The sequence below is a fragment of the Streptomyces phaeoluteigriseus genome (genome assembly GCF_001896135.2).
GTDB lineage: Bacteria > Actinomycetota > Actinomycetes > Streptomycetales > Streptomycetaceae > Streptomyces > Streptomyces phaeoluteigriseus.
In genome coordinates this window covers 505,596-530,626 of the sequence record NZ_MPOH02000009.1, presented here as the reverse complement: position 1 = coordinate 530,626, position 25,031 = coordinate 505,596, and the positions used below count along the sequence as shown (strand labels likewise).

General features: G+C 71.2%; 20 protein-coding genes and 5 pseudogenes. 21 read left to right on the top strand and 4 right to left on the bottom strand.

Annotated elements, in window-relative coordinates; translation table 11 throughout:
* Positions 1 to 58 precede the first annotated feature (58 nt).
* Positions 59 to 1,030, bottom strand: a complete 972-nt coding sequence (locus tag BM536_RS10050; protein WP_073491168.1) for an LLM class flavin-dependent oxidoreductase — start codon at positions 1,028 to 1,030, stop codon at positions 59 to 61.
* 47 nt (positions 1,031 to 1,077) lie between these two features.
* Positions 1,078 to 1,287 carry a hypothetical protein gene (locus tag BM536_RS40280; RefSeq protein ID WP_143650872.1) on the bottom strand — a complete coding sequence of 70 codons (210 nt, stop codon included), beginning with the start codon at positions 1,285 to 1,287 and terminating at the stop codon, positions 1,078 to 1,080.
* A gap of 92 nt (positions 1,288 to 1,379) precedes the next feature.
* Between BM536_RS40280 and ftsY the strand changes: the two genes are divergently transcribed.
* A complete protein-coding gene (ftsY, locus tag BM536_RS10045) occupies positions 1,380 to 2,582 on the top strand; it encodes a signal recognition particle-docking protein FtsY (protein WP_094102821.1) in 1,203 nt (400 codons plus the stop codon).
* A gap of 123 nt (positions 2,583 to 2,705) precedes the next feature.
* Here ftsY and BM536_RS10040 read toward each other — a convergent pair whose 3' ends face one another.
* On the bottom strand, positions 2,706 to 3,362 hold the full coding sequence (locus BM536_RS10040; RefSeq protein ID WP_094102820.1) for a bifunctional DNA primase/polymerase: 657 nt from the start codon (positions 3,360 to 3,362) through the stop codon (positions 2,706 to 2,708).
* A gap of 447 nt (positions 3,363 to 3,809) precedes the next feature.
* On the opposite strand from BM536_RS10040, the pseudogene nsdA reads away from it, so the two are divergent.
* The 6 genes and pseudogenes from nsdA (at position 3,810) to ftsH (ending at position 13,592) form a co-directional block, all read left to right on the top strand.
* Positions 3,810 to 5,302: pseudogene (gene nsdA / locus BM536_RS10035) on the top strand (transcriptional repressor NsdA).
* 324 nt (positions 5,303 to 5,626) lie between these two features.
* Positions 5,627 to 6,967 (top strand): ammonium transporter, encoded by a 1,341-nt coding sequence (locus tag BM536_RS10030; protein WP_073491166.1) that lies wholly within the window; start codon positions 5,627 to 5,629, stop codon positions 6,965 to 6,967.
* Positions 6,964 to 7,302 carry a P-II family nitrogen regulator gene (locus tag BM536_RS10025; RefSeq protein ID WP_003997576.1) on the top strand — a complete coding sequence of 113 codons (339 nt, stop codon included), beginning with the start codon at positions 6,964 to 6,966 and terminating at the stop codon, positions 7,300 to 7,302. Before BM536_RS10030 ends, BM536_RS10025 begins: the two co-directional genes overlap by 4 nt.
* Positions 7,303 to 7,328: 26 nt before the next feature.
* Positions 7,329 to 9,780: pseudogene (locus BM536_RS10020) on the top strand ([protein-PII] uridylyltransferase).
* Positions 9,781 to 10,000: 220 nt separating this feature from the next.
* Positions 10,001 to 11,550 (top strand): annotated as a pseudogene (gene ffh, locus BM536_RS10015) (signal recognition particle protein).
* A gap of 99 nt (positions 11,551 to 11,649) precedes the next feature.
* Positions 11,650 to 13,592 (top strand): annotated as a pseudogene (gene ftsH, locus BM536_RS10010) (ATP-dependent zinc metalloprotease FtsH).
* Positions 13,593 to 13,613: 21 nt separating this feature from the next.
* On the opposite strand, the gene BM536_RS10005 reads toward ftsH, so the two are convergent.
* Positions 13,614 to 14,471, bottom strand: a complete 858-nt coding sequence (locus BM536_RS10005) for an SAM-dependent methyltransferase (RefSeq protein WP_094102818.1) — start codon at positions 14,469 to 14,471, stop codon at positions 13,614 to 13,616.
* Positions 14,472 to 14,671: 200 nt separating this feature from the next.
* Here BM536_RS10005 and proS point away from each other — a divergent pair, with 200 nt between their 5' ends.
* The 14 genes and pseudogenes from proS (at position 14,672) to BM536_RS09935 (ending at position 25,031) form a co-directional block, all read left to right on the top strand.
* Positions 14,672 to 16,087 carry a proline--tRNA ligase gene (gene proS, locus BM536_RS10000; protein ID WP_073491164.1) on the top strand — a complete coding sequence of 472 codons (1,416 nt, stop codon included), beginning with the start codon at positions 14,672 to 14,674 and terminating at the stop codon, positions 16,085 to 16,087.
* Between the two features lie 317 nt (positions 16,088 to 16,404).
* Positions 16,405 to 17,001: a hypothetical protein gene (locus BM536_RS09995; protein ID WP_073491163.1), complete on the top strand. Its 597-nt coding sequence runs from the start codon at positions 16,405 to 16,407 to the stop codon at positions 16,999 to 17,001.
* A gap of 332 nt (positions 17,002 to 17,333) precedes the next feature.
* Positions 17,334 to 17,753, top strand: coding sequence for a 30S ribosomal protein S16 (gene rpsP / locus BM536_RS09990; protein WP_073491162.1), 420 nt, complete (start codon positions 17,334 to 17,336; stop codon positions 17,751 to 17,753).
* A 5-nt stretch (positions 17,754 to 17,758) separates the two neighbouring features.
* Positions 17,759 to 17,998: an RNA-binding protein gene (locus BM536_RS09985; RefSeq protein WP_005479813.1), complete on the top strand. Its 240-nt coding sequence runs from the start codon at positions 17,759 to 17,761 to the stop codon at positions 17,996 to 17,998.
* A 130-nt stretch (positions 17,999 to 18,128) separates the two neighbouring features.
* Entirely contained in the window at positions 18,129 to 18,722 is a 594-nt protein-coding gene (rimM, locus tag BM536_RS09980; RefSeq protein WP_073491161.1) for a ribosome maturation factor RimM, read from the top strand.
* Positions 18,722 to 19,555 (top strand): tRNA (guanosine(37)-N1)-methyltransferase TrmD, encoded by an 834-nt coding sequence (gene trmD / locus BM536_RS09975; RefSeq protein WP_073491160.1) that lies wholly within the window; start codon positions 18,722 to 18,724, stop codon positions 19,553 to 19,555. The genes rimM and trmD overlap by 1 nt, the downstream gene beginning before the upstream one ends.
* A gap of 133 nt (positions 19,556 to 19,688) precedes the next feature.
* A complete protein-coding gene (rplS, locus tag BM536_RS09970) occupies positions 19,689 to 20,039 on the top strand; it encodes a 50S ribosomal protein L19 (protein ID WP_007493339.1) in 351 nt (116 codons plus the stop codon).
* Positions 20,040 to 20,084: 45 nt separating this feature from the next.
* A pseudogene (gene lepB, locus BM536_RS09965) lies at positions 20,085 to 20,792 on the top strand (signal peptidase I); the annotation flags it as partial.
* Between the two features lie 17 nt (positions 20,793 to 20,809).
* Entirely contained in the window at positions 20,810 to 21,904 is a 1,095-nt protein-coding gene (gene lepB / locus BM536_RS09960; RefSeq protein ID WP_073491202.1) for a signal peptidase I, read from the top strand.
* The gene (gene lepB, locus BM536_RS09955) at positions 21,792 to 22,772 is read left to right on the top strand and encodes a signal peptidase I (RefSeq protein ID WP_073491159.1); all 981 of its coding nucleotides are present in this window, start codon (positions 21,792 to 21,794) and stop codon (positions 22,770 to 22,772) included. The genes lepB (BM536_RS09960) and lepB (BM536_RS09955) overlap by 113 nt, the downstream gene beginning before the upstream one ends.
* Before the next feature lie 109 nt (positions 22,773 to 22,881).
* The gene (gene lepB / locus BM536_RS09950; protein WP_073491158.1) at positions 22,882 to 23,664 is read left to right on the top strand and encodes a signal peptidase I; all 783 of its coding nucleotides are present in this window, start codon (positions 22,882 to 22,884) and stop codon (positions 23,662 to 23,664) included.
* On the top strand, positions 23,654 to 24,187 hold the full coding sequence (locus BM536_RS09945; protein WP_073491157.1) for an NUDIX hydrolase: 534 nt from the start codon (positions 23,654 to 23,656) through the stop codon (positions 24,185 to 24,187). The genes lepB (BM536_RS09950) and BM536_RS09945 overlap by 11 nt, the downstream gene beginning before the upstream one ends.
* A gap of 56 nt (positions 24,188 to 24,243) precedes the next feature.
* Positions 24,244 to 24,552, top strand: a complete 309-nt coding sequence (locus BM536_RS09940) for a DUF2469 domain-containing protein (RefSeq protein ID WP_003965949.1) — start codon at positions 24,244 to 24,246, stop codon at positions 24,550 to 24,552.
* 77 nt (positions 24,553 to 24,629) lie between these two features.
* Positions 24,630 to 25,031, top strand: coding sequence for a YraN family protein (locus tag BM536_RS09935; RefSeq protein ID WP_073491156.1), 402 nt, complete (start codon positions 24,630 to 24,632; stop codon positions 25,029 to 25,031).

The window sequence follows — 25,031 nt, the reverse complement described above, 5'->3', positions numbered from 1 at the left end:
AGACGGGCCAAGTCCCCGCTGCCCCTCTCCTCGATACCCGTGAGGCGCGCGCCCCGGTTCACACGGTGAGCCGGGGCAGCACGCTCTCGCAGAACAACCGGAGGCCGCGCCACCCCTCCTCCACCGGCATCCCACCCGCCAGCGGATGCAGCACGAGGTTGTCCAGCCCCTGCGCCACGCACTCGTCGGGCGTCAGGATCCGGTAGACGCCCTCGTCGCGCAGCCCCCGCACGTCCGTGGCCGCCGACCGCACCGCCGAGCGGATCTCCGCCGACTGCCAGGAGGCGTACGTGCGGGCCTCGTGCAGGAAGTGTTCGCCGTACGTCGCCCACGCGCGGTCCGGATCCTCGGCGAGGTGCAGCAGCGGGGTCTCGGCGGCGGGCATCATCACCCAGCCCTCGGTGCCGTACTCCACGAGCCGTTCCTTGTAGTAGGCCTCCAGCTCCGGCAGATGGGCGCTGGGGAAGAACGGCAGGCCCAGCCGCGCGGCCCGGCGGGCGGCGGCCGGGGACGAGCCGCCGACCAGCAGCAGGGGGTGCGGCTCGGTGCACGGGCGCGGGGTGACCCGTACCGTACGGCCGCGGTAGGTGAACTCCTCGCCGGTCCAGGCCTGCAGCAGGGTCTCCAGCAACTCGTCCTGGAGCCGGCCGCGCCGCTTCCAGTCCACGCCCGCACGGGCGTACTCCTGCGGCCGGTACCCGATCCCGGCGACGGTCACCAGACGGCCGCCGCTCAGCAGGTCCAGCACCGCGATGTCCTCCGCCAGCCGCAGCGGGTCGTGCAGCGGGCCGATGACCGCCGAGACCGTGACGGCCAGCCGCCGGGTCGCCCCGAGGACGGCGCCCGCGAAGGCGAACGGCGAGGGCAGCCAGTTGTTCTCGGCGCCGTGGTGCTCCTCGGTCTGCACGGTGGTGATCCCGTGCGCGTCGGCGTACACGGCCATCTCCAGGGCGGCCCGGTAGCGGGCGCCGAGCGCCGCGGGGGAGGCGCCCGGGGCGACGAGGTTGAAGCGGACGACGGTGACGGGCACGGTGGCCCCCCTTCGGGTCTGGAGGGCGGACGCTAGCTGACGGGTCATCAGATTGCTATGGGTGCGGCGTCCCCCGCCCTCGCTCGGACCGCGCCCGAACCCGTCGTATCCACCGGCTTGCAGGCGGAGGCCGCGGCGGGCGGATCGCCCTCCGGCTCGACCCCGACGGCCCGCGCCGGCTCGCCGAGCACCGCTGCCGTGCCGAGGACGCGCCCGTCGACGTCACCGGGCACCGCCGCGCCCGCGGTTCCGGGCACGGGCCGCGCCGTGCCGGAGCGGGTTGATCGGCCGGGGAACGGGCGGGCCGTCACCCGCTCCGGCGGAGGGGGTCACGCATACTGGACGGGTTATGGAAATCGTCATCCTTGCTGTAGTCATCGCCGTGGTCGTGCTCGCGGTGCTCGGCGGGCTTGTCGTCGGCAGTCGGCGGAAGAAGCCGCTGCCGCCGCCGCCCCCGGCCGCGCCCGACATCACCGCGCCTCCCGCCGAGCCGCACGTCGGCGACGAGGCCGAGACGCCGCGCGAAGAACCGCGCCGCACGATCGAGGAGGTGGACCTTCCGGGCGGCGGCGCACCCACCGCCGTCGAGGAGCCTCCCGTTGTCGAGGCTCCCGGGATCGAGATCCCGGAGCCCACCGCGGGGCGGCTGGTCCGCCTCCGCGCCCGCCTCTCCCGCTCCCAGAACGCACTCGGGCAGGGCCTGCTCACCCTGCTCTCGCGCGAGCATCTCGACGAGGACACCTGGGAGGAGATCGAGGACCACCCTCCTCACCGCCGACGTCGCGTCATGCCCACCCAGGAATTGGTCGAACGCCTGCGCGAGCGCGTGAAGGTGCTCGGCACCCGCACGCCCGACGAACTGCGCCGACTGCTGCGCGACGAGCTGCTCAAGCTGGTCGGCACCGACGTCGACCGCGCCGTGAAGACCGAACCCGAGGGCCGCAGGCCCGGCATCGTGATGGTCGTCGGCGTCAACGGCACCGGCAAGACCACCACCACCGGCAAGCTCGCGCGCGTGCTCGTGGCCGACGGCCGTACGGTCGTCCTGGGCGCCGCCGACACCTTCCGGGCCGCCGCCGCCGACCAGCTCCAGACCTGGGGCGAGAGGGTCGGTGCCCACACCGTGCGCGGGCCCGAGGCCGGCGACCCCGCCTCCGTCGCCTTCGACGCGGTCAAGGAGGGCAAGGAGATGGGGGTCGACGTGGTCCTCATCGACACCGCCGGCCGGCTGCACACCAAGACCGGGCTCATGGACGAGCTGGGCAAGGTCAAGCGGGTCGTGGAGAAGCACGCCCCGCTGGACGAGGTGCTGCTCGTCCTCGACGCCACCACCGGGCAGAACGGCCTCGTGCAGGCCCGGGTCTTCGCGGAGGTCGTCGACATCACCGGCATCGTGCTGACCAAGCTCGACGGCACGGCCAAGGGCGGCATCGTGATCGCCGTACAGCGCGAACTGGGCGTACCGGTCAAGCTCATCGGGCTCGGCGAGGGCGCGGACGATCTCGCGCCGTTCGAGCCGGAGGCCTTCGTCGACGCCCTGATCGGAGAGTGACCGGGTACGGAATCCGGTGACCGGCGACGGAGAAGCGCCCGCCCCCCCGAGGTGCAGTCGGGGGACGGGCGCTTCGCTGTGTACGGCGCGAACGGGGCCGTAGGGGCGGCCGGGCGGGCCCGGCTACGGGCGTGACCGGTGCGCCACGTACGCCAGCGTCCCGAGCAGCAGCCGGGCCGCCGGAGGCCGCGTCGCCGAGTCCAGCGCGGGCGGGCGCAGCCAGCGCACCGGACCGAGGCCGCCGCGGTCGGAGGGCGGCGCCGTGATGTACGTACCGGGGCCGAGGCCGTAGAGGTCGAGGGAGACCGGGTCGTCCCAGCCCATGCGGTAGAGCAGGTTCGGGAGGTCGGCGGCGGCGCCGGGGGCGACCAGGAACTGGGCGCGGCCGTCGGGGGTGGCGGTCACCGGGCCGAGCGGGAGGCCCATGCGCTCCAGGCGCACGAGCGCGCGGCGCCCGGCCGGTTCGGCCACGTCGATCACGTCGAAGGCGCGGCCGACCGGGAGCATCACGGAGGCGCCGGGGAAGTCCGCCCACATTCTCGTCACGTCGTCGAGGGTGGCGCCGGCCGGGACCCGGGGCGCGAACTCCAGGGGATGCGCGCCGGGCCTGCGGCAGTCGGAGCGGCCGCAGGAGCAGGCCCCGGCCGCGGCACGCGCGCCCGGCACCGCGTCCCAGCCCCACAGCCCGGTGAACTCGGCGACCGCGGTGCACTCGGACGAGCGACCGCGCCTGCGCGTGCCGGAGCGGATCTCGCGGATGCCGCCGATCGTGAAGCCCATGCCCCCTCCAACGGGTCCGACGCGCCTGTGGTTACGTAGCGGACGCATGCGGTGACTCTCTGTACTGACGCCTTCCCGTCGCCGCCCGTCCCAGACAGCGCCCGGAAGCGTCCGAGGTGGTGTGGCGGATGACGAGCGCCCCTGAGTGCACCGTTCCGCCCACCCCGGCCGTCCTATGTCAAGTGAATCGCCTGTGCGCCACCGTGAGTTCATTCGATGGGGTGGCGAATGGTGGCGTTTCCGGGATCGCCGTGGCTGGAGCCGTGATCGTAGGATTACTTTGAGTATGCGAGGCCCAGGGGCACATGCCCCTCCGGGTATGCCGGAGGCAAGTCGACTTTCCGTTCGAAGGGTGAGAACCGCCGGACGGCGGGCCGTATTTACCGGCATTCTGATAAGGCTTGGCGCATTAGAGCGACAAGTGGTCTCAGGGATGGGGGCGTTCCAGTGAGCGGCAACGGCGGAGGCGGGACGGGCGCTGGGAGCGCGCTCACGCGGACAAGCGCCCCAACGACCTGCTCACCTCCTGGTTCGTGCGCAGCGGCTGGTCGAAGGGTGAACTCGCCCGCCAAGTCAACCGTAGGGCCCGCCAGTTGGGCGCCAACCACATCTCCACGGACACTTCACGTGTGCGCCGCTGGCTCGACGGTGAGAACCCCCGCGAGCCGATCCCCCGCATCCTGTCCGACCTGTTCTCCGAGCGGTTCGGCTGCGTCGTCTCCGTCGAGGACCTCGGTCTGCGCACCGCGCGCCAGGCACCCTCCGCGACCGGCGTGGACCTGCCCTGGACGGGCCCGCAGACGGTGGCCCTGCTCAGCGAGTTCTCGCGCAGCGACCTGATGCTGGCGCGGCGCGGCTTCCTCGGGACATCACTGGCCCTGTCCGCGGGCCCCACCCTCATCGAGCCCATGCAGCGCTGGCTCGTGCCCTCGCCGCCCGCCCCGCACGAGGACACGGACTCCCTCCCGACCAGCCGCGCCCGCGGCCGGCTCTCCCGGCCCGAACTGGAGCTGCTGGAGTCCACCACCGTCATGTTCCGCCAGTGGGACGCCCAGTGCGGTGGCGGCCTGCGCCGCAAGGCGGTCGTCGGCCAGCTCCACGAGGTGACGGACCTCCTCCAGGAACCCCAGCCCGAGGCCACCGGCAAGAAGCTGTTCAAGGTCGCCGCCGAACTGGCCGAACTGGCCGGCTGGATGTCGTACGACGTGGGGCTCCAGCCCACCGCGCAGAAGTACTTCGTCCTCGCCCTGCACGCCGCCAAGGAGGCCGGTGACCGGCCGCTCGGCTCGTACGTGCTGTCCAGCATGAGCCGTCAGATGATCCACCTCGGACGGCCCGAGGACGCGCTGGAGCTGATCCACCTCGCGCAGTACGGCAGCCGGGACTGCGCGAGCCCGCGCACCCAGTCGATGCTGTATGCGATGGAGGCCCGCGCCTACGCCAACATGGGCCAGCCCGGCCGGTGCAAGCGGGCCGTCCGGATGGCCGAGGACATCTTCGCCGACGCGGACGACTGGGACGAGCCCGACCCCGACTGGATCCGCTTCTTCTCCGAGGCCGAGCTGTACGGCGAGAACTCGCACTCCTTCCGCGATCTGGCCTATGTGGCCGGCCGCAGCCCGACGTACGCCTCGCTGGCCGAGCCGCTGATGCAGAGGGCGGTGGACCTGTTCGCGAAGGACACCGAGCACCAGCGGTCCTACGCGCTGAACCTCATCGGCATGGCCACCGTGCACCTGCTGCGCCAGGAGCCCGCGCAGAGCGCCGCGCTGGCCGCGCAGGCCATGAAGGCGGCGAAGAGGGTCCGCTCCGAGCGGGTCAACACTCGTATCCGAAAGACCGTCGACACGGCCGTCCGCGACTTCGGGGATCTCACCGAGGTCGTCGACCTCACCGACCGGCTCGCCGTGGAGCTGCCGGAGACCGCGGAGGCGGTCTGAAGCCCGGCGACAACCCTCGAACCCCGGCCGCGCGGCCCTCCCGAAACGCCCGACTCGGCTCCCCCGTGCCAGGTCATTGGAAGGCCGACCGCGGCCGGTTTGCGTTGCCCCGACGAAGGTTGCGCCACGATAACGATCCACTCGCGGAACATCAGCCAGTTCATCGAGGCGTAACGCACGAGGTGCCTTCGTCACGGCGGCGAAACAACGAGGGGCGTCGACCGAAACGGCGCTGCGCCAATCTCATGGCGCATAACCGGCCCACCCCGCAATCCCGCTCTGGCTTCGCCCGCACGGGGCCGTACCAACGACGAGGAGACGCCGATGGCACCAGCCATCACGCTTGCGGCGGACGCACCCACGCTGTCGTCCGCGAACACAGGCTTCATGCTCATCTGTTCCGCCCTGGTGATGCTCATGACCCCGGGCCTGGCCTTCTTCTACGGAGGCATGGTCCGGGTCAAGAGCACCCTCAACATGCTGATGATGAGCTTCATCAGCCTGGGGATCGTCACGATCCTGTGGGTGCTCTACGGCTTCTCCCTCGCCTTCGGCACAGACTCCGGCTCGATCATCGGCTGGAACTCCGACTGGGTCGGCCTCAGCAACATCGGCCTGACGGAGCTGTGGGACGGGTACACGATCCCCGTCTTCGTCTTCCTGGTCTTCCAGTTGATGTTCGCCATCATCACGCCCGCCCTCATCAGCGGTGCGCTCGCGGACCGCGTGAAGTTCTCCGCCTGGGCACTGTTCGTCGCCCTGTGGGCCACGATCGTGTACTTCCCCGTCGCCCACTGGGTGTGGGGTGCCGGCGGCTGGGCCTTCGAGCTGGGCGTGATCGACTTCGCCGGTGGTACGGCGGTGCACATCAACGCCGGTGCCGCGGCCCTCGGCGTGATCCTCGTCATCGGCAAGCGCGTCGGCTTCAAGAAGGACCCGATGCGCCCGCACAGCCTCCCGCTGGTCATGCTCGGCGCCGGTCTGCTGTGGTTCGGCTGGTTCGGCTTCAACGCCGGCTCGTGGCTCGGCAACGACGACGGCGTCGGCGCGCTGATGTTCGTCAACACGCAGGTCGCCACCGCCGCCGCCATGCTGGCCTGGCTGATCTACGAGAAGATCCGCCACGGCGCGTTCACCACGCTGGGCGCCGCCTCCGGCGCGGTCGCCGGTCTGGTCGCCATCACCCCCGCGGGCGGTGCGGTCTCCCCGCTCGGCGCCATCGCCGTCGGCGTCATCGCCGGTGTCCTGTGCGCCATGGCCGTCGGCCTGAAGTACAAGTTCGGTTACGACGACTCGCTCGACGTGGTCGGCGTTCACCTGGTCGGCGGAGTCGTCGGCTCCCTGCTGATCGGCTTCTTCGCCAGCGGCAAGGGCCAGTCCGACGTCCAGGGCCTCTTCTACGGTGGCGGCCTCGACCAGCTCTGGAAGCAGTGCGCCGGTGTCTTCGCGGTCCTCGGCTACTCGCTCGTGGTCTCCGCGATCCTCGCCTTCCTGCTCGACAGGACGATCGGCATGCGCGTCCCCGAGGACGACGAGGTGGCCGGCATCGACCAGGCCGAGCACGCCGAGACCGCATACGACTTCAGCGGTGCGGGTGGCGGTGCCGCCCGGACCAACGTCACGGGCCCGGTGGCCGACACTGCCAGCAAGAAGGTGGACGCATGAAGCTCATCACCGCCGTCGTGAAGCCCCACCGGCTCGACGAGATCAAGGAAGCCCTCCAGGCCTTCGGGGTCCACGGCCTCACGGTCACCGAGGCCAGCGGTTACGGTCGTCAGAGGGGACACACCGAGGTCTACCGAGGTGCCGAGTACACGGTCGACCTCGTCCCCAAGATCCGTATCGAGGTGCTGGCCGAGGACGACGACGCCGAGCAGCTGATCGACGTCATCGTCAAGGCGGCCCGCACGGGCAAGATCGGTGACGGCAAGGTCTGGTCCCTCCCGGTCGAGACCGCCGTACGGGTCCGTACCGGCGAGCGCGGCCCGGACGCGCTCTGACAGAAGAACAGAACAGGAGCCACTGGGTGACGAGTACGGACGTGCGCAAGGATGCAGAGGACTCGGGACCCAGCGGCTACGCGGCGGCCCGGCTGCGCCTCCTCACCGAGGGGGCGCGGTCCGGGCCGCCGCGCCGTTCCGCCCTCTCCGAACTGACCGACGACTGGCTGGCGGGCCTGTTCACCGCCGGCAGCGAGGAACTGCGGGGCGTCTCCCTGGTCGCCGTCGGCGGCTACGGCCGCGGCGAGCTGTCCCCGCGCAGCGACCTCGACCTCCTCCTGCTGCACGACGGCGGCGACACCCAGGCGGTCGCCGCCCTCGCCGACCGCCTCTGGTACCCCGTCTGGGACCTCGGCCTGGCCCTCGACCACTCCGTCCGCACACCGGCGGAGGCCCGCAGGACCGCCGGCGAGGACCTCAAGGTCCAGCTCGGTCTGCTCGACGCCCGCCACCTCGCCGGCGACCCGGGGCTGACGGCGGGACTGCGGACGGCCGTACTGGCCGACTGGCGCAACCAGGCGCCCAAGCGGCTGCCCGAACTGCAGGAGCTGTGCGCCGAGCGCGCCGAACGCCAGGGCGAGCTCCAGTACCTGCTGGAACCCGACCTCAAGGAGGCCCGCGGCGGACTGCGCGACGCCACCGCGCTGCGTGCCGTCGCCGCCTCCTGGCTGGCCGACGCCCCCCGCGAGGGCCTCGACGACGCCCGCCGCCGGCTCCTCGACGTCCGCGACGCCCTGCACCTGACGACCGGCCGCGCCACCGACCGGCTGGCCCTCCAGGAGCAGGACCAGGTCGCCGCGGAACTGGGCCTCCTGGACGCCGACACCCTCCTGCGCCAGGTCTACGAGGCCGCCCGCGTCATCTCGTACGCCAGCGACGTCACCTGGCGCGAGGTCAGGCGCGTGCTCAGATCTCGCTCGGTGCGGCCCCGACTGCGCGCCATACTCGGCGGTGGCAAGCCCGTCGCCGAGCGTTCCCCGCTGGCCGAGGGCGTCGTGGAGCAGGACGGCGAGGTGGTGCTCGCCCGCGCCGCGCGCCCCGAACGCGACCCCGTGCTGCCCCTGCGGCCGCGGCCGCCGCCGCCCAGGCCGGCCTCCCGCTCTCCCTGCACGCCGTACGGCGCCTCGCGGCCACCGTGCGCCCCCTGCCCACGCCCTGGCCCGCCGAGGCCCGCGAGCAGCTCGTGACCCTGCTCGGCTCCGGGCAGCCCACCATCGAGGTCTGGGAGCGCTGGAGGCCGAGGGACTGATCACCCGGCTGCTGCCCGACTGGGAGCGGGTGCGCTGCCGGCCCCAGCGCAACGCCGTGCACATCTGGACCGTCGACCGGCACCTCATCGAGACCGCCGTGCGCGCCTCCGAGTTCACCCGCCGCGTCAGCCGCCCCGACCTGCTGCTGGTCGCCGCCCTGCTGCACGACATCGGCAAGGGCTGGCCCGGGGACCACTCCGTGGCGGGCGAGATCATCGCCAAGGACGTGGCCGCCCGCATCGGCTTCGACCGCGCCGAGGTGTCCGTCCTGTCCACCCTCGTACGGCATCACCTGCTGCTCATCGAGACGGCCACCCGGCGTGACCTGGAGGACCCGGCCACCGTCCGCTCGGTCGCCGAGGCGGTCGGCTCCCAGGGCACCCTGGAACTGCTGCACGCGCTGACCGAGGCGGACGCGCTGGCCACCGGCCCGGCCGCCTGGTCCTCCTGGCGGGGTTCGCTCGTGGCGGACCTGGTCAGGCGCGTCTCGGCGGTGCTCGCCGGGGACGTGCCGGAGGAGCCCGAGGCCGCCGCGGCCACCGCCGAGCAGGAACGGCTCGCCATCGAGGCCGTCGCCACCGGCAGTCCCGTCCTGTCCCTGCGCGCCCAGACCGAACCCCCGGCCGACCTCGCGGACCAGCCGGCCGGCGACCCCGAGCCGCTCGGCGTGGAGCTGCTCATCGCCGTACCCGACCAGCCGCGCGTGCTGCCCGCCGTGGCCGGTGTGCTCGCCATGCACCGGCTGACCGTACGCACGGCGGAGCTGCGGGCCCTGGAGCTGCCGTCCGGCGTCGAGGGCTCGGTGCTGCTGCTGAACTGGCGCGTCGCCGCGGAGTACGGCTCGCTGCCCCAGGCCGCCCGGCTCCGCGCCGACCTGGTGCGCGCCCTGGACGGCTCCCTGGACATCGCGGGCCGGCTCGCGGAACGCGACGCGGCCTACCCCCGGCGCCGGGGCGTGGTCGCGCCCCCGCCGCGGGTGACCGTCGCCTCGGCGGCCTCCCACCTGGCCACCGTGATCGAGGTACGCGCGCAGGACGCACCGGGCCTGCTGTTCCGGATCGGGCGGGCGCTGGAGGACGCGGGCGTGCGGATGCGCAGCGCGCACGTGAGCACGCTGGGCGCGAACGCCGTCGACGCCTTCTACGTGACGCAGATGCGGGGGGCGCCCTTGCCGGGTGACGAGGCGGTGGCGGTGGCCCGGAAGCTGGAGGAGGCGCTGCGGGCGTGACCTCGCGGCCTCCCGTCACGCGTCCACCGGGACGGGCTCCCCGTCGACGCGGGCACGCTCCGGCGGTGGACGTGTGCCACGTCGGCGGACGCCGACTGCTTCCCGGCCCGGCCGAGACGGGTCCGCCCGCCGACCACGGTGGGCGGGGACCATTGTCCTGCCGAGCCGGATACCCTGGAAGACGCTCACACTGCCCCCGACTCCGAGGACCGACGCCGCCGTGTTCGATACTCTCTCCGATCGCCTCTCAGCGACCTTCAAGAATCTGCGCGGCAAGGGGCGTCTGAGCGAGGCGGACATCGACGCCACCGCGCGCGAGATCCGCATCGCGCTGCTCGAGGCCGACGTGGCGCTGCCGGTCGTCCGCACGTTCATCAAGAACGTCAAGGAGCGTGCCCTCGGGGCCGAGGTCTCCAAGGCCCTGAACCCGGCCCAGCAGGTCCTGAAGATCGTCAACGACGAACTCGTCACCATCCTGGGCGGCGAGACCCGGCGTCTGCGGTTCGCCAAGAACCCGCCCACCGTGATCATGCTGGCCGGTCTCCAGGGTGCCGGTAAGACGACCCTCGCGGGCAAGCTCGGCCACTGGCTGAAGGGGCAGGGGCACTCGCCGCTGCTCGTCGCCGCCGACCTCCAGCGCCCCAACGCCGTCAACCAGCTCAGCGTCGTCGCCGAGCGGGCCGGCGTGGCGGTCTACGCCCCGCAGCCGGGCAACGGCGTCGGCGACCCGGTCCAGGTCGCCAGGGACTCCATCGACTACGCGAAGTCCAAGGTCCACGACATCGTGATCGTGGACACCGCCGGCCGGCTCGGCATCGACGCCGAGCTGATGCGGCAGGCCGCGGACATCCGCGACGCCGTGTCGCCCGACGAGATCCTCTTCGTCGTCGACGCGATGATCGGCCAGGACGCCGTCAACACCGCCGAGTCCTTCCGGGACGGCGTCGGCTTCGACGGCGTGGTGCTCTCCAAGCTCGACGCGACGCCCGCGGTGGCGCCGCCCTGTCGATCCGGCAGATCACCGGCAAGCCGATCATGTTCGCGTCGAACGGCGAGAAGCTCGACGACTTCGACGCGTTCCACCCTGACCGGATGGCCTCCCGCATCCTCGACATGGGTGACCTGCTCACCCTGATCGAGCAGGCGGAGAAGACGTTCAGTCAGGAAGAGGCCGAGAAGATGGCCTCCAAGCTGGCGTCGAAGAAGGGCCAGGACTTCACCCTGGACGACTTCCTGTCCCAGATGGAACAGGTCAGGAAGATGGGGTCGATCTCCAAGCTGCTCGGCATGCTGCCGGGCATGGGCCAGATCAAGGACCAGATCCAGAACATCGACGAACGCGACATCGACCGCATGGCCGCGATCATCAAGTCGATGACCCCGGCCGAGCGCCAGGACCCGGCGATCATCAACGGCTCGCGCCGCGCCCGTGTCGCCAAGGGTTCCGGTGTCGAGGTCAGCGCGGTGAAGGGGCTGGTCGAGCGGTTCTTCGAGGCCCGCAAGATGATGTCCCGCATGGCCCAGGGCGGTGGCATGCCGGGCATGCCCGGGATCCCGGGCATGGGCGGTGGCCCCGGCCGCGCCAAGAAGCAGCCCAAGAAGGCCAAGGGCAAGCAGCGGTCCGGCAACCCGATGAAGCGCAGGCAGCAGGAGCAGGAAGAGGCCGAGCGCAGGGCCGCCGCGGCCCAGGGCGGCGCCCTCGGCCTGCCGGGCCAGCAGGCCGGCCAGGACTTCGAGCTTCCCGACGAGTTCAAGAAGTTCATGGGCTGATCACAGCCGTACGGTGTCGGGGGCGCCCCTCCTCAAAGGGGGTGCCCCCGTTGCGTTCCCGCAGGTGCTCACGGCTGCGGTGTGTCGTAACGTCCCGATATGACCAATGCCGCACCGCCACGGAAGTCGCCCGAAAAGCCCTGGCGTACCGAGGGTGCCCCGGAGGAGCCGCCGAAGCCGCCGTCGGGCGGGCGACGGGTGCCCGGCGGCTGGTGGGGCCTGATCCTCGCCTCGCTGGTCGTGTTCCTGATCGCGCTGCTGGTGCTGTCCTTCTTCAACGAGGGCGACGAGCCGACGATCTCGTACACCGAGTTCAGCAAGCAGGTCGACGACGGCAACGTCAGCAAGATCTACGCCAAGGGCGACGCGATCCAGGGACAGCTGAGGAAAGGGCGGGACAACCCGGAGGGAGACGGGACGTACACCAAGTTCCGCACGGAACGGCCGACCTTCGCGGACGACCGGCTCTGGGACGAACTGACCGAGAACGACGTCACGGTCACCGCCGAGCCGGTCGTCAAGCAGCGCAGTCTTCTCGCCAATCTGCTGATCTCCCTGGCACCGATGATCCTGCTCGTCGCCGTGTGGGTGTTCATCGCCCGGCGGATGCGCTCGGGGGGTCTGGGCGGGCCGGCGGCATGCTCGGCCGCAAGGCGCCGCCCAAGCCGGTCGAGCTGGAGCCCGGGCAGGAGCGGACCACGTTCGAGGACGTGGCCGGCATCGACGAGGTCGCGGGCGAACTGAGCGATGTCGTCGACTTCCTGAGTAACCCCGACGCCTACCGCAGGATGGGCGCCAAGATGCCCCGCGGAGTGCTGCTCTCCGGACCGCCCGGCACCGGCAAGACGCTGCTCGCGCGCGCGGTGGCCGGGGAGGCGGGGGTGCCGTTCTTCTCCGCGTCGGCGTCCGAGTTCATCGAGATGATCGTGGGCGTCGGCGCCTCGCGGGTACGGGAGCTGTTCGCGGAGGCCCGCAAGGTGGCCCCGTCGATCATCTTCATCGACGAGATCGACACCATCGGGCGGGCCCGCGGCGGCGGCTCGGCCATGGGCGGTCACGACGAGCGCGAGCAGACCCTCAACCAGATCCTGACCGAGATGGACGGCTTCTCCGGCTCCGAGGGCGTCATCGTCCTCGCCGCCACCAACCGCGCGGACATCCTGGACCCGGCGCTGACCAGGCCGGGCCGCTTCGACCGGATCGTCAGCGTCTCGCCCCCGGACCGCGGCGGCCGCGAGGCGATCCTCGCCATCCACACCCGCGAGATCCCGCTCGCCCCGGATGTCGACCTCGCCCAGGTGGCCCGTACGACCCCGGGCATGACCGGCGCCGAACTGGCCAACCTCGCCAACGAGGCGGCCCTGCTCGCCGTCAAGCGCGGACAGGAGCAGGTGACCCGGAGCGATCTGTCCGAGGCACTGGAGAAGGTCCAGCTCGGTGCGGAACGCTCCCTGGTGATGCCCGAGGAGGAGCGGCGCAGGACGGCGTACCACGAGAGCGGGCACGCGCTGCTGGGGATGCTCCAGCCGGGCGCCGACCCGGTCCGCAAGATCACCATCGTGCCGCGCGGCCGGGCACTCGGCGTCACACTGTCGACGCCGGACGCGGACCGGTACGCGTACACGGAGGAGTACCTGCGCGGCCGGATCATCGGCGCGCTCGGCGGCATGGCGGCCGAGCACGTCGTCTACGACATGATCACGACCGGCTCCGAGAACGACCTGGAGCAGGTCACCACCATCGTGCGCGGCATGGTCGCCCGGTGGGGCATGAGCGAGCGCGTGGGCCGTATGTCGGCCCTGCCCGGCGATGCCCAGCAGGCCTACGGGCTCTCCGCCGCCCCGCAGACCCTCGACGCCATCGACCACGAGATGCGGCGCGTCGTCGACGAGTGCTACGAAGAGGCCTGCCGCAAACTCCGCGACCACCGGGGCCAGTTGGACGACCTCGCCCAGGCGCTCCTGGAGAACGAGACGCTGGACGAGGCGGACGCCTACCGCATCGCCGGGGTCACCAGGCTGACCAAGGACGCCGAGGGTTAGGTGCTCCCAAGGCGCGAGGTGTCAGGGGACCCTGGCGATCAGGTAGCGGAAGACGTTCGGCATCCACACCGTGCCGTCCGCGCGCCGGTACGGGTGGAGCGCCTCGGTCACCTCCTTGTCCACCTGCGCCTGGTCCGTCGCGGAGATCGCCGCGTCGAACAGGCCCGTGGACAACAGGCCCTTGAGGGCGCTGTCCACGCCCGCGTACCCGAACGGGCAGGCCACCCGCCCGGAGCCGTCGGGCCTGAGCCCGGCCCGCTGGGCGACCTCCTCCAGGTCGTCGCGCAGCGCGGGCCGCCAACCGCCCGCGGGCCGCGGTGGATCGGCCAGCCTGGTGGCGACCCTCAACACCGACGAGGTCGCACAGCGCTCCGGCGGACCCCAGCCCACCAGCACCACGTGCGCCCCGCGTTCGGCCAGCGGCGTGGCGGCGGCGAGCAGTTCGCCGAGCCCCTCCGAGTCACCGGCCAGACATCCGATCGGCTCGAAGGCGGTCACCAGGTTGTACGCGGGCGCCTCCGGGCCGGCCGCGTCCCCGGGTGAGCCGTCGACCAGGCGCGTACCGCCCCGCGCGCGCGTGCCCCAGGCCTCCGGGGACAGTCGCTGCCGGGCGAGGGCCAGCCGCTCCGGGGCCAGTGCCTCGACACCGGTGAGCGTCGCGCCTCTGGAGGCCGCCATCAGCAGGGCCAGCCCGGAGCCGCAGCCGAGCCCCAGAAGCCGGGTGCCGGCCCCCACTTCCAGTCGCTCGTAGACGGCCTCGTAGAGCGGGACCAGCATCCGCTCCTGGATCTCGGACCAGTCACGCGCGCGTGCACCGAGGTCCACGCGGAGCGTCGGCCCCGCATGAGGCAGGTGCTCCCGCACGAGCGTAGGTGTCATGGATAAGCGCCCCAATCCGCCGAGAGTTTGCCGCAGTACCCGTTCAGGTGGCCCCCGTCAGTGCGCCCGCACTCCCTCCCGTATGCCAGGTAACTCCCCACTCGACCCCACGTCCAGGGGTTGCGGAGGCCTGCTTGCGCGCTGCCCGCGCGTGTGGCGAGATTTCACATCCCGGCAACCCGGGCCCGTACCATCGCGCCATGGCAAAGGCACCCGTGCTCACCCCGCGGGCGGAGGACTTCCCCCGCTGGTACCAGGATCTGATCGCCAAGGCGGAACTGGCCGACAACGGACCGGTGCGCGGCACCATGGTGATCCGGCCGTACGGGTACGGGCTGTGGGAGCGGATGCAGGCGGAGATGGACGCCCGCATCAAGGAGACGGGCACCCAGAACGCGTACTTCCCGCTGCTGATCCCGCAGTCGTACCTCGCGCGCGAGGCGGACCATGTGGAGGGCTTCGCGCCCGAGCTGGCCGTGGTGACCCACGGCGGCGGCAAGGAGCTGGAGGAGCCCGCGGTCGTCCGGCCCACCTCCGAGATGATCGTCAACGAGTACTTCGCGAAGTGGGTGCAGAGCTACCGCGACCTGCCACTGCTCATCAACCAGTGGGCCAACGTGGTCCGCTGGGAGCTGCGGCCCCGCCTGTTCCTGCGCACCACGGAGTTCCTGTGGCAGGAGGGCCACACCGCGCACGCCAGCTACGAGGACGCCCGCGACTTCGCCGCGCGCATCCACCGCCGGGTCTACGAGGACTTCATGGTGAACGTCCTGGCCATGGACGTCGTGCCCGGCCGCAAGACGGCCAAGGAGCGGTTCGCCGGCGCCGTCAACACCCTCACGCTCGAAGGCATGATGGGCGACGGCAAGGCACTCCAGATGGCCACCAGCCATGAGCTGGGCCAGAACTTCGCCAAGGCCTTCAACACCTCCTACCTGTCGAAGGACGGCACGCGGGAACTGGTCTGGCAGACCTCCTGGGGCTCGACGACCCGCATGATCGGCGCCCTGGTGATGATGCACGGCGACGACAGCGGGCTGCGCGTCCCGCCCCGGCTGGCGCAGATCCAGGCCGTCGTCCTCGCGATCAAGGGCGACGAGGCGGTTCTGGCCAAGGTCCACGAGGTCGGCGACCGGCTGAGGGCGGCCGGGATCCGCGTCCATGTCGACGACCGGACCGACACCCCGTTCGGCCGGCGCGCGGTCGACTGGGAGCTGAAGGGCGTACCGGCCCGCGTCGAGATCGGCCCGCGCGATCTGGAGAACGGCACGGCGATGCTGGCCCGGCGCATCCCCGGGGGCAAGGAGCCGGTCGCCCTGGACGCGCTGGCCGGCCTGCTGCCCGCGCTCCTCGAGGAGGACCAGGCGCTGCTGCTCAGGCAGGCCCGGGAGCGCCGTGAGTCCCGTACGGCGGACGTGTCCACGTTCGGCGAGGCCGTCGAGGTGGCCACCGCCGGCGGCTGGGCCCGCATTCCCTGGGCCACCCTCGGCCCGGACGGCGAGACCGCGCTCGCCGAGCACGCGGCGACCGTACGGTGTCTGGTCGCCGAGGACGGGTCGGTGCCCGAGGACGAGGACGCGCCCGGTAACGTCGCCGTCGTCGCGCGCGCCTACTGAGTCCACGGCCTCCGCGCGCAGAGCGACGAGTCCACGGCCTCCGCGCGCAGAGCGACGAGTCCACGGCCTCCGCGCGCAGAGCGACCGAAACGCCCCTTGCGCCTTCGGGGAACATCGCTCCCCGGCCTGTGGACGTTGTCTACAGGCCGGGACGTACGTGGGGCTACGCACCAGCTTGGTAGGAGCTGTGAGGCTTCTCCGCAGATCAGCGCACCCGCCCTCGTCAGGACGCATCAGTGGCAACTGACGGGTACGTGCAAATTATTTGGGATGCCCCGGAATAGGAACACAGGGGTACCCCCGCTCGTTGTCATTACGTGAGCACGACACAGACACCACCTGTTCTCGCCGCAGAGCTGGCACAGGCGTGGGCCGACATTCAGCGGTACCACCCCGAGCTGCCGGACCTTGCCGCGCCAGAGTCACTGATCGGGGAGTCGTCGTCCGCCTGCGGTCACGAACTCTCCTTCGAGCGACTGCTCCACGAGGCAGTCCACGGCATCGCGGCCGCCCGCGGTGTCCGCGACACCTCCCGCGCCGGCCGCTACCACAACCGCAGATTCCTGGCGATCGCCGAGGAACTGGGCCTGGACCACCCCGAGGAGCCGCATCCCAGCAGCGGCTTCTCGCTGGTCACGCTCAACCCCGAGGCCAAGCGCCGCTACCGCCCGACGATCGAGCGTCTCCAGCGGGCCCTCAAGGCCCATGTGGCCGCCACCAGCGCCGAGACGACCCGTGCCTTCCGCGGCCCGGCCGCCCGGCACGGCTCCTCCGGTGGCGGCGTCCGTGTCAAGGCCGTCTGCGACTGCGGGCGCAACGTCCGGGTCGTTCCGTCGGTCCTGGCCCAGGCTCCGATCGTGTGCGGCGGCTGCGGCAAGCCGTTCCGCATCCCGGAGGTCATGGGCGTGGCGTAACCCGCGGGCGCGGACGCACCGGCATCTCGTGGCTGCCGGTTCGACAGCCGGTGCGGGGAGCCGTCACCCGACGGCACCCCGCCGTCCGGCACGCGCACCCGGCGTACGGCCGCCGAAGGGCGATCGTGGTGCCGGGTGCCGCTTCCGCATGCCCCGCGAACCCCGCGGCTCGGGAGGACCCGCGGGGTGTGGCAGAATGGTCAGCTGTACTCGACAGCCGCATAGGACCCCTCTCTCCTCCGGCTGACGCGTCCATCGGGCACTCGGGTACCGCAACCCCACGCGGCAATCTCGCCGTGCCCAAACACGTCAATTCAGGAGAAGTCACTCCAGTGGCAGTCAAGATCAAGCTGAAGCGTCTGGGCAAGATCCGTGCGCCTCACTACCGCATCGTCGTCGCCGACTCCCGCACCCGTCGCGACGGCCGTGCGATCGAGGAGATCGGCAAGTACCACCCGACGTACAACCCGTCGGTCATGGAGGTCGACGCCGACCGCGTGGCCTACTGGCTGGGTGTCGGCGCGCAGCCGACCGAGCCCGTCCTCGCCATCCTGAAGAAGACCGGTGACTGGCAGAAGTTCAAGGGCGAGCCCGCCCCGGCTCCGCTGCTCGTCGCCGAGCCGAAGAAGGCGCGTCCGCTGTTCGAGGCCCTCGGTGGCGACGACGCGGGCAAGGGTGAGGCCATCACCCAGAAGAAGAAGGCTGAGAAGAAGGACGAGGCCGCGGCTGAGTCCGAGTCGACCGAGGCCTGAGCAGCATGCTCGAAGAGGCGCTTGAGCACCTCGTGAAGGGCATCGTCGACAACCCTGACGACGTGCAGGTCGCCTCGCGCGACCTGCGCCGTGGTCGCGTGCTCGAGGTCCGGGTCCACCCGGACGACCTCGGCAAGGTGATCGGCCGCAACGGCCGCACCGCACGCGCTCTGCGCACCGTCGTGGGCGCCATCGGCGGCCGCGGTGTCCGTGTCGACCTCGTCGACGTGGACCACGTCCGCTGACGCATCGCAGCACCGGCTCGGGCCGGGGAGGGCCACTGGGCCGTCCCCGGCCCGTAGTCGTTGGGGCAGCACGTACGACAGGCATGACAGGTACCACAGGTACGACAGGTACGACAGGAGATCTTCGACAGTGCAGCTCGTAGTCGCACGGATCGGCCGCGCCCACGGCATCAAGGGCGAGGTCACCGTGGAGGTCCGCACCGACGAGCCGGAACTGCGGCTCGCCCCCGGCGCCGTACTGGCCACGGACCCCGCCGCCAAGGGTCCGCTCACGATCGAGACCGGCCGGGTGCACAGCGGCCGCCTCCTCCTGCGCTTCGAGGGGGTCACCGACCGCACCGGCGCCGAGGCCCTGCGCAACATCCTCCTGATCGCCGAGGTGGACCCGGAGGAGCTTCCTGAAGAGGAGGACGAGTACTACGACCACCAGCTCATGGACCTGGACGTGGTGACGAAGGACGGCGTCGAGGTCGGCCGGATCACGGAGATCTCGCACCTGCCCTCGCAGGACCTCTTCATCGTCGAGCGGCCGGACGGAAGCGAGGTGATGATCCCCTTCGTCGAGGCGATCGTCACGGAGATCGACCTGGAGGAGCAGCGGGCGGTGATCGACCCGCCGCCCGGCCTGATCGACGACCGCGCGGAGATCGCCTCCGCACGGGACGAGGAGTCGGACGAGAAGCCGGGCGAGGAGTCGGACGGCGAGACCGGGGGCGGCTCCTGATGCGTCTCGACGTCGTCACGATCTTCCCCGAGTACCTCGACCCGCTGAACGTCTCCCTGGTCGGCAAGGCACGCGCGCGTGGGCAGCTGAACGTCCAGGTGCACGACCTGCGGCAGTGGACGTACGACCGGCACAACACCGTCGACGACACCCCGTACGGCGGCGGGCCCGGCATGGTCATGAAGACCGACCCGTGGGGCGACGCCCTCGACACCGTCCTCGCCGACGGCTACGAGAGCGGTGCGCACGCCCCCGCGCTCGTCGTGCCCACCCCCAGCGGCCGGCCCTTCACCCAGGAACTCGCCGTCGAACTCTCCGAGCGGCCCTGGCTGATCTTCACCCCGGCCCGCTACGAGGGCATCGACCGGCGTGTCATCGACGAGTACGCCACCCGGATGCCGGTCTACGAGGTCTCCATCGGCGACTACGTCCTGGCCGGCGGCGAGGCGGCCGTCCTGGTCGTCACGGAGGCCGTGGCACGCCTGCTGCCCGGTGTGCTCGGCAACGCCGAGTCCCACCGCGACGACTCCTTCGCCCCCGGCGCCATGGCGAGCCTCCTGGAAGGCCCCGTCTACACCAAGCCGCCCGCCTGGCGCGGCCGGGAGATCCCCGAGGTGCTGCTCAGCGGCCACCACGGGAAGATCGCCCGCTGGCGCCGTGACGAGGCCCTGCGCCGTACGACGGCCAACCGCCCCGACCTGATCGAGCGCTGCGACCCCAAGGCCTTCGACAAGAAGGACCGCGAGATGCTCTCCATCCTCGGCTGGTCACCGGATCCCGAGGGTGCGCGGTACGGCCGATTTTGGCGCAGGACCGACGACGTGGAACAATAGGCCGCTGTTGTGCGCCGTCCGGCGTGCGCCCCTGCCACGGGGGGACACGACGCCCGCCCCGACCGCACGACTCTCCTTCAGAACTCCTAGTTTCCGTTGATGACCTGTGGCATCAGCGAGGAAAGCAGACGAAATGTCCCACCTGCTCGACACCGTCGACTCCGCGTCGCTGCGCACCGACGTCCCGGCCTTCCGCCCGGGTGACACCGTCAACGTCCACGTCCGCGTCATCGAGGGCAACCGCTCCCGTGTGCAGCAGTTCAAGGGCGTCGTCATCCGCCGTCAGGGCGCCGGTGTCCGCGAGACCTTCACGGTCCGCAAGGTCTCCTTCTCCGTCGGCGTCGAGCGCACCTTCCCGGTGCACACCCCGATCGTCGAGAAGATCGAGCTGGTCACCCGCGGTGACGTGCGTCGTGCCAAGCTGTACTACCTCCGTGAGCTGCGCGGCAAGGCCGCGAAGATCAAGGAGAAGCGCGACAACTGAGCGCCTTCAGGAGTTCATGGCGGGGCCGGATAGCATCTGGCCCCGATGGACACCGAAGCTCAGCCGACGGAGCGCGACCGCTCCTCCAGCCCTTCCGATCCCGGAGTGATCCCGGACCCGGAGGGACCGGAGGAACGGTCGCGTTTCGCGTTGGTGGCGCGGATCACGCAGTGGCTGCCGGGCGGCCGGATCAGTCTCACGCTGGTGATCTGCCTGCTGTTCTCGCTGCTTCTCAACCTCTTCGTGGTGAAACCGTTCCAGATTCCCAGCGGATCCATGGAGAACGGATTGAGGATCGGCGACCGCGTTCTCGTAAATAGGTTGGCGTACCGTTTCGGTGCCGAGCCGCGGCGCGGCGATGTCGTCGTGTTCGACGGCACCGGGTACTTCGGGAACGCCGACTACGTCAAGCGCGTCGTGGGTGTGGGGGGAGACCGCGTGGTCTGCTGCGACAAGGAGGGGAGGATCCAGGTGAACGGCCGGCCGGTCGACGAGTCGACGTTCCTGTATCCCGGCGACAGTCCGTCCACGGTGCCCTTCGACGTGGCCGTGCCCGACGGCACCCTGTTCGTCCTCGGCGACCACCGCAGCGACTCCAGCGACTCCCGCGACCGCCTCGGCTCACCGGGCGGCGGCATGATCCCCGTCGATGCCGTGATCGGCCGCGCCGACTGGATCGCCTGGCCCTTCGACCACCTCACCCGCCTGCACCGCCCGAGCGGCTACGCGCGCGTGCCGGAGGCGAGCACCGCGTCGGACCGGCGGCGCCCATGGGTAACCGCGGAAGGCCCCGCGGCGTGTCCGACAGTGCCGCGGACAACCTCCTGCCCACCGGTGTACGGCGCGCCGCCGGCTCGTCCGGCGGCCGCACGCGCGCGGAGCGGCGCAAGCTCCAGCGCAAGGTCAAGCGCAAGCGCAGGCGCAGCGCCGTCCGGGAGATCCCCCTCCTCGTCGGGGTCGCCGTCCTGATAGCGCTCGTCCTGAAGACCTTCCTGGTGCAGGCCTTCGTGATCCCGTCCGGCTCCATGGAGCAGACGATCCAGATCGGCGACCGGGTCCTGGTGGACAAGTTCACCCCGTGGTTCGGCTCCAAGCCGCAGCGCGGGGACGTCGTCGTCTTCAAGGACCCCGGCGGCTGGCTCCAGGACGAGCAGCCGACCACGAAGAAGGACGACCCCATCGTCGTCAAGCAGATCAAGGAAGGGCTCACCTTCATCGGTCTGCTGCCGTCCGACAACGAGAAGGACCTCATCAAGCGGGTCGTCGGCGTGGGCGGCGACCACGTGCAGTGCTGTGACACGCAGGGGCGGGTCACCGTCAACGGCGTTCCCCTGAACGAGGGCGACTACCTGTACCCCGCCAACGCCCCCTCGCTGACGCCCTTCGACATCACCGTCCCCGAGGGGCGCCTGTGGGTGATGGGCGACCACCGGGAGAACTCCGCGGACTCCCGGGCCCACCAGGACACGGACTACGGCGGCACGGTGTCCGAGGACGGGGTGGTGGGCCGCGCCATGGTCATCGCGTGGCCGCTGGGCCACTGGAACTCCCTCAAGGAACCGCAAACCTTTTCCTCCGTGACCGACTCGGTGTCCGGGACGACCGCGCGATCCGACGGGTCGCATAGGGTTGCCCCCGACGATCCGAACGGAACGATCCGACTCCCGAGCCCTGCGGAACTCCCGCTCGTTATGGGAGTGGTGGGCCTGCGCCGCATGTGGGGCAGGCAGCGGCACAGAGTAAGGAGTTGGCGTGGGGGATGTGGCGGTTGGCGCACGGTCCGGGCACGACGGCGAGGAGCACCGCGGACACCCCGTGGACGAGGCCGGCCCGGCCCAGGACAGCGCTGTGACCTCCGGGAATGATTCCCCGGCGGCCGGAGACGGCGGGCCCGGGGACGGGCAGCCCCCCGAGACGGGTCAGGGTTCCGGCGACGGGGCCCCCAAGGCGAAGAAGCCGCGCTCCTTCTGGAAGGAGCTGCCGATCCTGATCGGCATCGCGCTGGTCCTCGCGCTGCTCATCAAGACGTTCCTGGTGCAGGCGTTCTCGATTCCCTCCGACTCGATGCAGAACACCCTCCAGGAGGGTGACCGCGTCCTGGTGGACAAGCTCACTCCGTGGTTCGGCTCCGAGCCCGAGCGCGGCGAGGTCGTCGTCTTCCACGACCCGGACGCCTGGCTCGCGGGTGAGCCCACGGCCGATCCGAACGCGATCCAGACCTTCCTGAGCTGGATCGGCCTGATGCCGTCGGTCGAGGAGAAGGACCTGATCAAGCGAGTGATCGGGGTCGGCGGCGACACCGTCTCCTGCAACAAGACCGGCCCGCTGAGGGTCAACGGCAAGGCGCTGAACGAGCCGTACGTGTACCCGGGCAACACCCCGTGCAGCATGGACGACCAGGGCGGCCAGTTCACGGTGAAGGTCCCCAAGGGCTTCGTCTGGGTGATGGGCGACCACCGCCAGAACTCGCGCGACTCCCGCTACAACCAGTCCGACAAGAACCACGGCATGGTCCCGGTCGACGAGGTCGTGGGCCGCGCCATCGTCAAGGCCTGGCCGATCAACCGCTGGGGCACGCTGCCGGTGCCGGACACCTTCGACCAGGACGGCCTCACGGCCGGGTCGGCGGCTTCGGCCGCCCTCACGGTCGCGCCGCAGGGCGTCGCCCTCGTCGCTGTCGTGCCGGTGGTCCTCTGGCGCCGCCGGCGCGCAGAGTCGGCCGAGGACCGCTGATCCACCCGGGACCCGCCGATCCGCTGGGTAAACGCTTGCTCAAGCTTGCGGGCCCGGCCGGGGAAGAGGGGCTGCCCCCGCTCGGTACCGCCGGGTAGGGTGCGGATCCATGGGTGGCGAGAGCACGACACGTACGGCCCCGCACGGCGGCGGTGGCACCAGCAGTGGCCCGGTGGGCAGCCGGACCGGACATGTCCTGTCCGGTGTGGCCGTCGCGCTGGGCCTCGCGCTGTTTCTCGGCGGATTCGGCTGGGCGGCGCTCATCTACCGGCCGTACACCGTGCCCACCAGCTCGATGGCCCCGACGATCGCCGCCGGTGACCGGGTCCTGGCCGAGGTCGTGGACGGCGACGAGGTGCGCCGCGGGGACGTCGTCGTCTTCACCGACAAGACCTGGGCGGACAACGCGCCCGTGGTCAAGCGGGTCGTCGCGGTCGGCGGTGACACCGTCGCCTGCTGCACCGACGGCAAGCTGACCGTCAACGGCAAGCGGATCGAGGAACCGTATCTGCCCGAGGGCAGCCTCGCCGAGATCACGGACTTCCCGACCGTGCAGGTCCCCGACGGCCGCCTCTTCCTGCTCGGCGACGAACGCCAGGGCTCCCTGGACTCCACCGCCCACCTCACCGACGCCGCCGGCGGCACGGTCGCGCGCGGCTCGGTCAAGGCCCGTGTGGACGCCGTCGTCTGGCCCATGAACGGCATGCTCGAGCGCCCCACCGGTTTCCAGTCGCTGGGCACGCTCTCCGAGCCGGGTCCGCTGCGCACGATCGGCTGGCTGATCGTGGCCGGTGCGGTGCTCGTCCTCGGCGGCGGCGCGTACGGCCCGATCGCCAAGCTCGCCGCCCGCGGCCGTGCCGGCACGCGCCCGGAGTCCGCCGGTGCCCGCTGAGACGACGGACGCGGGCGGCGACTCCTACGAGGGCGGGTTGCGCAGGGTCGCCCGGGTGGTGCTGCTCGACCCCGAGGACCGGATCCTGCTGTTGCACGGCCATGAGCCGGACGACCCGGCCGACGACTGGTGGTTCACGCCCGGCGGTGGCGTGGAGGGCGACGAGACCCGGGAACAGGCCGCACGGCGGGAACTCGCCGAGGAGACCGGCATCACCGACGTCGATCTCGGCCCGGTGCTGTGGCGACGGAGGTGTTCCTTCCCCTTCGCCGGCCGCCGCTGGGACCAGGACGAGTGGTACTACCTGGCCCGTACGACCGACACATCCGGGAAGGTGCCTCGGGCGACGGCCCTCACCGAGCTGGAGCGGCGCAGCGTCTCCGGAGCGCGCTGGTGGACGTGTCGGGAACTGACCCAGGCACATGAGACGGTGTATCCGACCAGACTCGCCGGGCTGCTGCGCAGGCTGCTCGACGAAGGTCCCCCGGCCCGGCCCGTAACCCTCGACACGGAAATCGTCTAGCGGCTCACGGGACTGGCGCACAATGGGGGGATCGCACGGCTGAAGGGGAACATGCCATGAGCGCCGAGGACCTCGAGAAGTACGAGACCGAGATGGAGCTGAAGCTCTACCGGGAGTACCGCGACGTCGTCGGTCTGTTCAAATACGTGATCGAGACCGAGCGGCGTTTCTACCTAACCAACGACTACGAGATGCAGGTGCACTCGGTCCAGGGTGAGGTGTTCTTCGAGGTGTCGATGGCGGACGCCTGGGTGTGGGACATGTACCGGCCGGCCCGGTTCGTGAAGCAGGTGCGGGTGCTCACGTTCAAGGACGTGAACATCGAGGAGCTGAACAAGAGTGACCTGGAGCTGCCGGGCGGGTGACCGTCGCTCCTGTGGGTGACGCGGTTGTCCACAGTCGCCGAGTTGTGCACCAAGATCCTTTTCGGTGCGGCGGATGCGTGAACGTTGGCGCCGGAGGTGGTGCCGACATGAACACGGATCTGGCGCGAGGAGCACTCGGCAGGTACGGCGAGGAGCTGGCCGCGCGGCGGCTGGCCGACGCCGGGATGACGGTCCTGGAGCGCAACTGGCGCTGCGGCAGGACCGGAGAGATCGACATCGTCGCACGGGACGGCGAGGTGCTGGTCGTCTGCGAGGTCAAGACCCGCAGGGACGGTGGTTTCCAGCACCCGATGGCGGCGGTGACGCCCGAGAAGGCCGAGCGGCTGCGCGACCTCGCCGAGCGGTGGATCCAGGCCCACGGGGGAGCACCGCCGGGCGGTGTCCGCATCGACCTGGTCGGCGTCCTCCTGCCCCGGCGCGGGGCCGCCCTCGTCGAGCATGTGCGGGGGGTGGCCTGA